The organism is Bifidobacterium phasiani (genome assembly GCF_019331775.1).
Taxonomy (GTDB): domain Bacteria; phylum Actinomycetota; class Actinomycetes; order Actinomycetales; family Bifidobacteriaceae; genus Bifidobacterium; species Bifidobacterium phasiani.
On the sequence record NZ_JAHBBD010000030.1, the window covers coordinates 19,417 to 28,375 of the forward strand.

Sequence of the window (8,959 nt, forward strand, 5' to 3'; positions counted from 1 at the left end):
CGCGCCCGGCGGCTAGTCGCGCACGATCAGCGCCAGCAGCCGGCCCTCGCGCCGCTTGCCGGCGAGCGCGGCGCGGCGGTGCGAGTACCACAGCGGGTTCTCCAGCGTGCACAGGCTGTGGCGCACCCCGCCGATGCGCGCCTCCAGCTCCGGCTCGCCCTCGCCGTCCGCGCGGCACAGCGAGGCGAGCTCCTCGTCGGCGGACAGGTACTGGGTCGCGGCGCCCACGCGCGGCCGGGACGAGACGACGTTGTCGCGCGGCACGCCGGCGGCGGCCAGCTCCTGCAGCGCCGCCGCGGCGATGTCGACGCCGCGCCCGCCGAAGCGCGTGCGGGTGCCGGTGCCGGGGAACCGGGCGTCGAACTCGTCGGCGATGGCGTCGCCGACCTCATAGCATTCCCCGCAGATGCAGGGGCCGAGGGTGGCGACGATGCGCTCGGGCCGGGCGCCCTTGCCGCACATCATCCGCACGGTCGCGCCGATCACGCCGGCCTGCAGGCCGCGGCGCCCGCAGTGGGCGGCGCCGACCACGCCGGCCCGCGCGTCGGCGAGCATCACCGGCAGGCAGTCGGCGGCGAAGATGCCGAGGGCCACGCCGGTCAGCGTCGTCACCTGGGCGTCGGCCTCCACCGCCTCCGAGGCGTCGTAGCCGTACGGGGTGTTCGCGCCGAAGCGGTCGTCGATGTCCACGGCCACGCCGGAGTGCACCTGGCCGACCAGCGACAGGCGCGCGCCGATCTCCTCGGACAGCGCGGCGCGGTTCGCGGCCACGTGCGCGGGGTCGTCGCCGCCCTTGCCGCCGAGGTTGAGCCCCAGGAAGTCGCCGTCGCTGACCCCGCCGAGCCGGGTCGTGTACACGACCCTGACGCCGGGGGCGAGCACGACCGGGATCGTGACCGGGATCGGCCGCCCGTCCTTGCCGACGGGGCTGATCGCGTTGCTGTCGAGAATGGTGTCGTCGTATCCGTGTTCGGTCATGCCCACCATCCTAGCGGCGACCGCGGGCGGACGGATCACTCGGACTTCAGCGTCGGCCTCTTGGTGCGCGAGCGCATCGCCGCGTTGACGGGGACCGGCTCGGGGCAGGGCATCGAGAACACGTGCGCCGGGTTGTTGATCAGCTCGACCGGCTCGCCGTCCGCGTCGCGGAAGCCGCCGGACGGCACCGTGTAGGCGTAGGGCGCGCCGCCGGGCATCACGAACTCGACCAGCTGGCCCGCCTCGATCTTGTTGCGGCTCATCAGCGTGATGCGGCCGCCGTCCTCCGGGCTCCAGCCGAGCACCTCGCCGACGACGAGCCAGTCGCGGAAGTAGTGGCTGCGGTCGGTGTTCTGCGTGACCGGATGCTCGGGATAGTAGAAGCCGGTGCTGTAGTCGCGGTGGGCGACCTTGTACGGCTCCTCGCGCAGCCATTCGGGCAGCTCGACCCGCTCCGGCCGGCCGGCGACGGTCGCCTCGGCGCCCACGCGCGGCGCCTCGCCGGGCGCGGTGCGGCGCACCTGGTCGTGGAACGGGGCGACCGTGCGGCCGTCGGCGTCCTCGAAGCCGCGCCGGACCATGTACAGGTCCACCGCGGTCTTGTACGCGTTCGTCATCGCGGCGATGTAGTAGGCGCTTTTCGAGCGGCCCTCGATCTTCAGGCTGGTGGCGCCCGCGTCGATGAGCTCGTCGAGGTGCTCGAGCATGTTCATGTCCTGCGAGTTGAACAGGAACGCGCCGTCCTGCGTCTGCTCGATCGGGAAGTAGCGGCCGGGGCGCTTCTCCTCGACGATGCTGTACTTCCAGCGGCAGGGCTGGGCGCATTCGCCGTGGTTGCCGTCGCGGCCGGTCAGGTAGTTGGAGAACAGGCAGCGACCGGAGAACGCCATGCACATCGCGCCGTGCACGAAGCATTCGACGTCCATGTCGGCGGGGATGTTGGCGCGGATGTCGCGCACGGCCTGCAGGTCCATCTCGCGCGCGAGCACGACGCGCCTGGCGCCCAGCTCGTACAGCGCGTTCGCGGCCAGGTAGTTGGTGACGCCCGCCTGGGTGGACACGTGCAGCTCCAGGTCCGGGGCGATGCGCCGGGCGGCCATCAGCACGCCGATGTCGGTGACGATCAGCGCGTCGACGCCGGTGTCCTTGAGCTGGCCGATGTACTCCTTCATGTCCTCGACCTCGGCGTTGCGCGGCAGCACGTTGCAGGTCACGTACACGCGCGCGCCGTGCTCGTGGGCGTAGCGCGAGCCCTCCTCGAAGTCCTCGAGGCTGAGGTTCTTCGGGGCCGAGCGCATGCCGAACGCCTTGCCGCCGCAGTAGACGGCGTCGGCGCCGTAGTCGACGGCGGTCTTCAGGCCGCGCAGGTTGCCGGCGGGGGCCAGGACTTCGGGTTGGCGACGATGATTCATAGGCACCCCGCCAGTGTAGCGGACCGCGCGGATGGCCGGGCGGCCCGGATGACGCGGACCGCGGCCGGGCGGACGGCCCGCCCGCGCGGCGCGGACGGACCGGACCCGTGCGGAAGGCCGGGCGGCCGGTGACGGCGGTCAGTTCAGCCGCGCGAGCTCGTCCTCGGTGAGCTCGAGGCCGTCGGCGGCGAACGAGTCGAGGAAGGTCTCGGGGCGGTGGCAGCCGGGGATCACGAACATGTGGTCGCCCTGCGCGAGCTCCCAGGCCAGCGTGACGCGCTGGTAGCTGACGCCGCGCTCGGCCGCGATCCGCCGGAACGGGTCGAACAGGTGCTCGTCGTAGGGGTGGCGGAAGCCGCCGAGCGGGCTCCAGCACACGAAGGCCAGGCCGAGCCGCGCGCAGTACTCGAGCGTGTCGCGGGTCTCGCGGTGGATCGGCGAGAACTGGTTCTGCACCGCGACGAGCCGGTCGCCCAGGATCGAGCGCGCGATGTCGAGCTGCTCGACCGTCACGTTGGAGACGCCGGCCCAGCGGGCCACGCCCTCGTCGAGCAGGGCCCTGATGCCCTCGATGGACTCGCCGTAGGGCACCTCGGGGTCGTGGCGGTGCATGTACAGCAGGTCGATCGCATCGACGCCGAGGGCCATCGCGGACTGCTTGCCGTAGGCGATGACGTGCTCGGGCCTGCCGTCGCGCGGCCAGATCGGCCTGCCGTCCGCGTCGAAGTCGCGGCGCAGGCCGACCTTGGTGGCCACGAGCACCTCGTCGCGCGGGCCGTGCCAGCTTTCCAGCGCCTCGCGGGTCAGCCGCTCGCCGGTCTGCTCGTCCTCGCCCGGCGCGTAGTACGACCAGGCGGTGTCGATCATGCGGCAGCCGGCGTCGAGCGCGGCGTGGATGGTCTCCAGCCCCTTCTCGTGGCTCGGGTGCCCCTCGATGGTCAGGCCCATCTCCCCCAGGCCGATGGCCGTGGTGTCGAACGGTCCGATGCTGCGGTGCAGTGCCATGGTTGCTCCTTACGGTTCGGTGTGTTCGGAATCGATGGTAGTCGCGAATCGGCCGCGGCGGCCCGTCAGCGCCCGCCGAACGAGCCGCCGCCCGATCCACCGGCGGAGCCGCCGAAGCCGCCGCCGGAGAACGAGCCGCCGGAGCCGCCCGAGCCGTGCGGGGCAGCCGCCTGGATCGTCGAGGCGATGTCCGCGAACCCGGCGTCGAGCCGGGCGCCGATGTCGCCGAATCCCGCGGAGAACGCCGACGGGTCGGCAAGCGGGCCCGCGGACGCGGAGCCGTGCTGCGGCCATGCGCCGGCGTACCACCAGTAGGGTCGGTAGGCCCAGTACAGCAGCGTGCCGGAGGCATACGAGTCCAGCCACGCCGGGTCGGTGAGCTCGGGGTGGGCCTTGGCGAGCTGCGCGACGGCCTTGTCGCTGATGCCGAACGCCGTCGCGTACACCAGATAGCGGTCCCAGAGCGTCAGGTCGGCCACGCCGCGTTCGGTGAAGTCGCTGAAGTCCTCGAGGTAGCGCTTCAGGCCGACGACCTGGCCGGCGCAGCGCTGGCCGGGGTCGTCGGTCAGGCCGGTGCGGCGCATCGCGAACAGCACGGTCAGCGAGCCGAACAGGATCGGGCACCCCAGGACCAGCGCCACGGCGAGCTGGCCCTGCGAGCCGGAGTAGACCAGCGCGGCCAGCCCGACGAGCAGGCCCAGCAGCCCGGCGGCGAGCGCCTGGCCGCCGACCGTGCGGGTCGCGCCGAGCAGGGCGAACTCGTTGGACGCCGCGGTCTCGAAGGCCTCCTGGAGCGTGTGGCCGTCCTCGTAGTCGGTGAACGCCCGCTTCATGTCGTCGAAGTCGAAGGTGGCGGCGCCGTGGCGGCGCGCCGCGGTCTCGAGCAGGGCGAGCGCCGCGTCCTCGGACTGGCTGAGGTTCAGCGAGGCGCGGTCGGACGAGCACACGGGCAGGATCGTGACGCTCATCGTCGCGTCCATCCGCTTGCGCAGCGCCGGGTCGCCGGACAGCCGCGAGGCCACCACGGCCGGAGCGTCGCCGCCCGGCGCGGCGTACAGCGACGACGGCCCGGGCCGGAGCATGATCGCCTTCTTGGAGGCCAGCGACAGCACGGTCGCCGACAGCTGCCGCGCGTTGAGCGCCGTGCCGGCGCCCGGCTCGACGACCTCCATCAGGCGGGCCGCGCTGGCCGGGCTCATCTCGGGCGGGTCGCGCCAGTAGACGACGTCGCCGTGGTAGCGCGCCTCGCGGTTGCTGCGCACCGCGGCGAGCAGGCCCCAGACGATGAGCGCGACGCCGGCGAGCGCCAGCAGCGCCCAGACGACGACGCGGCGCACCGCGGCGTCGTGCTGCCGGTCGCGCCAGGCGGCCTCCTGCGCGGTCTCGTCGGCGATGATGCGGTCGGCGGCTTCGCCGTCGGCCACCCGGGCGACGTCGCCGGCGGCCGAGGCGTCGAACATGGCCACCACGTCGAGGTGCTGGCCGGCGCGCACGTCGTAGGCCGTGAAGCGCAGTTCGGCGCCGTCGCGCGAGGTCTCGGAGGCGCCGGCGTAGTGCAGCCAGGCCCACGAGTCGTCGGCGGATACGCCGTCGGGGAAGCGCACCGTGCCGGTGACGACGCCGATGGGCATCCGGTTGGCCGCGCCGAACGGCTCCCATTGCAGGCTCACCACGTCGTCGTAGGCGGTGGACACACCCTCGAAGGTCATCGTGACGTCGAACCGGATGCTGTCGGCCTCGATGGTGGCCGGGATGTTCCACCCGATCTCGACGGTCGCGTCCGCCGGGGTCGTGCCGGGCTCGTAGGGCCTCGGGTCGCCGTCGGTCACGTCGGCGATGTACCAGCGGTTCGCGTAGTCGGCGTCCCACTCGGCGTCGCCGATGCCGTCGGGCGTGCGCGGGTCGGTCTGCGCGTACGTCCGGCCGGTGGTCGCGTTGACGACGCCGACGCCGCTGATCGCCGTGAGGTTGTCGGGGTTGAGCCGGTACTGCTGGTACAGCTGCTTCCACGGCCGCTCCGCGTCGTCGTCGCCGCGGTCGTCGAGGCGCACGTCGATGTGCTGGGTGATGGCCAGGTCGCCGTCGTCGAGCACCTGGACCTCGTAGTCCAGCGACCGGTAGCTCATGTCGGCCCCGTCGCCGCCGAACACGACGACCAGGCAGACCAGCGCGGCGATGACCGCCGTGCAGACGGCGGCCGCCACCGCCGCGAATGCCGCGCGCTTCACGGTCATGTCCACTCCTTTCCGCCCGCCGGCCGGCCGCGGCCTACCTGGCGAAGCTCACCTGCGGCGCCTGGCGCGCCGTCTCCTCCGCCTCGAAGTACTGGGCCTGGGTGAAGCGGAACATGCCGGCGACGATGTTCGTGGGCACCGTTTCGATGGCCGTGTTGTACTTGAGCACCACGTCGTTGTAGAACTGGCGGGCGTACGCGATCTTCTGCTCCAGCTGGGAGAGCTGGCCCTGCAGGTCCATGAAGCTGCGGTTGGCCTGCAGCTGCGGGTACGCCTCGGCGGTGGCGTTGAGCTGGGCCAGCGCCCGGCCGAGCCGGTTCTCGGCGGCGGAGCGCTGCGCCGGCGTGGCGTTCGGGTCGCCGGCCGCGGCGACGGCGCCGGCGCGCGCCTGCGTGACCCGGGTGAACACCTCGGACTCGTGCCCGGCGTAGCCTTTGACCGTCTCGACGAGGTTCGGCACCAGGTCGGCGCGCTGCTTGAGCTGCACGTCGATCTGCGCCCAGCCGTTCCGGACACGGTTGCGCAGCGAGATCAGGGAGTTGTAGGAGGCGATCGCCCAGACGACGATGACGACGACGATGACGACGGCCACGATGGCCGCGATGGTGCCGGTGTTCATGGATCCCCTTTCGTATGGTCCGTCCATTGTCTCATACGCGGCCCGCGCCCGCCTCCGCTTCGGGGGCGCGCCGCGGCGGCGGGCACGGTATATAGTCGGAACAGCGAAAGGGGTACGAATGAGCGGGACGACGCATCCCATCCGGCACCGGCTGCGCATCGGCGTGCTGGACAACGACCTGTGCGCGCTCGAATGCATCGTCGCCATGGTCCGGCAGGCCTGCGGCGAGCACGCGCCCGACGTGTGGGCGTGCTCCAAGCCGGCCCAGGCCATCCAGGAGTGACGGTTCGGTACCCTGCGCACCGACATCGTGCTCGTCGACATGGCGCTCAACGGCCTGACCGGCGCGCAGGTCGCCGGCGAGATCCGCCGGCATTCGCCGCGCACCGGCATCATCGGCATCACCTCGTACGAGCCGCGGATCTACGAGCGGGCGCTGATGCGCGCCGGGGCCCAGGCGCTGCTCGACAAGAGCACGCTGCGCGCCACGCTGGCCGACGCCATCGCCGCGGTCGCCGACGGGGAGCCGTACCCAGCGGACGGCGGGTTCGCCGGCGTCGCCGATCCCGCGCCGCGCCCCGCCGTCGACGATGCGGTGCGGCTGACCGCCACCGAACGGCGCATCGTCACCCTCAGCCTGGGCCACATGTCCCCCAGGCAGATCGCCGCGGAGCTGCGCGTCTCGCCCGACACCGTGTTCTCGCACCGGCGCAACATCAAGAACAAGCTGGGCACCGGCGAATGGCACGACGTGCTCGACCGGTGCCGGGAGCTGCACATCGCATGACCGGGACGGCACCGGGGCGCGCGGACGGGGGCCGGCGGACGCGCGGCGCAGCGGCGGTGCGCTCGTGGCTGGGACGGGTCACGCGCGCATGGCTGGCGGTGGCCGTGGCCGTCACCGCGACCCTGAGCGTGGCCGAGACCGCCTCCACCCTGCGCGGCGGCGTCCCGCCGCACGAGGCCGTGTTCGGCGTCGGCATGCTGGTGGTGCAGCTGGCCGGGCTGCTGCTCATGCTGGCCAGGCCGAGGGCCGGCGCCGTCCTGGTCGTCGCGCTGTGCTGCGTGGCGTCGGTGGTCAGCGCGCACTGCCCGTTCACGGTGCTGTTCTCCGCGTTCCTGGGCATCGGGCTGCTGTCGTACGGCGGCACCGCCGCCGGTCTCGCCGCCGCGGCGGCGACGGCGTGCGGCGCGGCGGCCGACGCGCTGCTGCACGCCGATTCGGCGATGCGGGGCGGCGGCGCGGTCTCCTTCACCGTGTTCTGCGTGCTCGCCTTCGCCGCCGGCATCGCGATGCGCTGGCGCGAGCAGCGGGAGCGGCAGACGAGGCGGGCCGAGCGCATGGCCTACAACGCCGAGATCGCGCACTACCTGCACGACTACACGACGAACGACCTCAACGACATCATCATGCTCGCCGACCTGGCGCTCACCCAGCCGGACGATCCCGAACGGCGCACCGTGGAGCGCATCCGGACCACCGCCATCGACGCGCTCAAGCAGACCCGCATGGTGATCGCGGCGCTGGAGGGCGACGGCGAGGAGACCGGCCGCGGCGCCGGAACCGACGACCCGCTGCCGGAGCGGCGTCTGATGGAGCTGATCGACGAGCAGCGCGAGCTGCTGGAGGCGTACGGGTTCGAGGGGTCGGTGCTGGTCGCCGAGCATCCGCTGGCGAACTGCTCGGACGAGCGCGCCCGCATGGTGCTGCGGCTGGTGCGCGAGCTGTTCGCGAACATCGCGCAGCATGCCGACGCCGACGGCGGGTACACGATGACGATCTCCGCCACGCCCGCGCAGCTACACATCACGCTCACCGACCGCCGCTCCCCCGATTCGGTCTCCGGCATGAACACCGGATTGGCGCGCTACCGCGCGCGGATCGCCGCGATGGGCGGCACCTGGGAGGCCGAGGAGGGCGACGACTGGACGCTGGCCATCGTCATCCCGTGCGACCGCTGATGCGGCGGGCGGGATGAACGCGCCGGACATGCCAGGCGCGCCAGGCGTGCCAAGCATGCCAGGCGTGCGCATATGAAAAACGCCATCGGCGTCGATGGCGTTGCGGAGTCATGCGGATCATGCGTCGGCGGAACCGCGTGCGGCGCCCCTCAGCCGCACAGCCACTGCAGCCACGTGGGGCAGGTGATCCGGGCCGAAGCCGAACGCCGCGCCGATTCCTCGTCGATGGTGCTCGCCATCGCCGTGGACGGCAGCGCGGCGCACCACAGCGACGCGGCCGCGACCAGACACACCGCCGCGCGTCCCACCTTGCGCGGCACCCCGCCCGCACCCTTCATAAAGAAACCTTCCCCTCAAACTCAATAATCTCGTTCAAGGGTCGACCTTCGGCGAAATCTTGTCAACGTCATCTGCAGTTTTCTGCAGAAAATTCCTGCAGGGGTGTCGGGCGGCGCCACAATCACCCGGTGGTACGGTACGCAATCCCGCCAGCGCCCGTTTGAAGATTCCGTACCACGGTACGGTACAGTAGCCAATCAGAAAAGGCGGAATTCCAAGGCTCAGAATTCCGTACCATACCACGGTACGGTACGGAACAGTCCGGGACCGGCACGACAGGATTTGTAATGTCTTGGGGCATGGTTGTCGGGTGTCTTGGGGCATGGTTTACTTCTGTCCTGGGTCATGGTTGACGGTTGGGGTGGGGGATGATGGGTTGGTAGTTGCGGGTGGGGTCGAGTGGCTGGTCG

General features: G+C 71.8%; 9 protein-coding genes. 3 read left to right on the forward strand and 6 right to left on the reverse strand.

The window, feature by feature from the left end; genetic code table 11:
- Nucleotides 1-12 precede the first annotated feature (12 nt).
- From KIH73_RS09875 to KIH73_RS09895, 5 genes are all read right to left on the reverse strand, one after another.
- Nucleotides 13-978 carry a purine nucleoside phosphorylase YfiH/LACC1 family protein gene (locus tag KIH73_RS09875; protein WP_219083060.1) on the reverse strand — a complete coding sequence of 322 codons (966 nt, stop codon included), beginning with the start codon at nucleotides 976-978 and terminating at the stop codon, nucleotides 13-15.
- 35 nt (nucleotides 979-1,013) lie between these two features.
- On the reverse strand, nucleotides 1,014-2,390 hold the full coding sequence (locus tag KIH73_RS09880) for a peptidase U32 family protein (protein ID WP_219083061.1): 1,377 nt from the start codon (nucleotides 2,388-2,390) through the stop codon (nucleotides 1,014-1,016).
- A 138-nt stretch (nucleotides 2,391-2,528) separates the two neighbouring features.
- On the reverse strand, nucleotides 2,529-3,395 hold the full coding sequence (locus tag KIH73_RS09885; RefSeq protein ID WP_219083062.1) for an aldo/keto reductase: 867 nt from the start codon (nucleotides 3,393-3,395) through the stop codon (nucleotides 2,529-2,531).
- 65 nt (nucleotides 3,396-3,460) lie between these two features.
- Nucleotides 3,461-5,629 (reverse strand): DUF2207 domain-containing protein, encoded by a 2,169-nt coding sequence (locus tag KIH73_RS09890; protein ID WP_219083063.1) that lies wholly within the window; start codon nucleotides 5,627-5,629, stop codon nucleotides 3,461-3,463.
- Nucleotides 5,630-5,663: 34 nt separating this feature from the next.
- Nucleotides 5,664-6,248, reverse strand: a complete 585-nt coding sequence (locus tag KIH73_RS09895) for a LemA family protein (RefSeq protein ID WP_219083064.1) — start codon at nucleotides 6,246-6,248, stop codon at nucleotides 5,664-5,666.
- A 118-nt stretch (nucleotides 6,249-6,366) separates the two neighbouring features.
- On the opposite strand from KIH73_RS09895, the gene KIH73_RS09900 reads away from it, so the two are divergent.
- The 3 genes from KIH73_RS09900 to KIH73_RS09910 are packed head-to-tail and all read left to right on the forward strand — an operon-like array spanning nucleotide 6,367 to nucleotide 8,210.
- Nucleotides 6,367-6,531, forward strand: coding sequence for a hypothetical protein (locus KIH73_RS09900; protein ID WP_219083065.1), 165 nt, complete (start codon nucleotides 6,367-6,369; stop codon nucleotides 6,529-6,531).
- 12 nt (nucleotides 6,532-6,543) lie between these two features.
- Nucleotides 6,544-7,035: a response regulator gene (locus KIH73_RS09905; protein WP_274608178.1), complete on the forward strand. Its 492-nt coding sequence runs from the start codon at nucleotides 6,544-6,546 to the stop codon at nucleotides 7,033-7,035.
- On the forward strand, nucleotides 7,032-8,210 hold the full coding sequence (locus KIH73_RS09910; protein WP_219083068.1) for a sensor histidine kinase: 1,179 nt from the start codon (nucleotides 7,032-7,034) through the stop codon (nucleotides 8,208-8,210). The genes KIH73_RS09905 and KIH73_RS09910 overlap by 4 nt, the downstream gene beginning before the upstream one ends.
- A 149-nt stretch (nucleotides 8,211-8,359) precedes the next feature.
- Here KIH73_RS09910 and KIH73_RS09915 read toward each other — a convergent pair whose 3' ends face one another.
- Nucleotides 8,360-8,548, reverse strand: a complete 189-nt coding sequence (locus KIH73_RS09915; RefSeq protein ID WP_219083070.1) for a hypothetical protein — start codon at nucleotides 8,546-8,548, stop codon at nucleotides 8,360-8,362.
- Nucleotides 8,549-8,959: the final 411 nt, after the last annotated feature.

Excerpts from the sequence above, each read along its gene's own strand:
- KIH73_RS09875 (WP_219083060.1), bottom strand. The coding sequence starts at position 978 with ATGACCGAACACGGATACGACGACACCATTCTCGACAGCAACGCGATC.
- KIH73_RS09880 (WP_219083061.1), bottom strand. The coding sequence starts at position 2,390 with ATGAATCATCGTCGCCAACCCGAAGTCCTGGCCCCCGCCGGCAACCTG.
- KIH73_RS09885 (WP_219083062.1), bottom strand. The coding sequence starts at position 3,395 with ATGGCACTGCACCGCAGCATCGGACCGTTCGACACCACGGCCATCGGC.
- KIH73_RS09890 (WP_219083063.1), bottom strand. The coding sequence starts at position 5,629 with ATGACCGTGAAGCGCGCGGCATTCGCGGCGGTGGCGGCCGCCGTCTGC.
- KIH73_RS09895 (WP_219083064.1), bottom strand. The coding sequence starts at position 6,248 with ATGAACACCGGCACCATCGCGGCCATCGTGGCCGTCGTCATCGTCGTC.
- KIH73_RS09900 (WP_219083065.1), top strand. The coding sequence starts at position 6,367 with ATGAGCGGGACGACGCATCCCATCCGGCACCGGCTGCGCATCGGCGTG.
- KIH73_RS09910 (WP_219083068.1), top strand. The coding sequence starts at position 7,032 with ATGACCGGGACGGCACCGGGGCGCGCGGACGGGGGCCGGCGGACGCGC.
- KIH73_RS09915 (WP_219083070.1), bottom strand. The coding sequence starts at position 8,548 with ATGAAGGGTGCGGGCGGGGTGCCGCGCAAGGTGGGACGCGCGGCGGTG.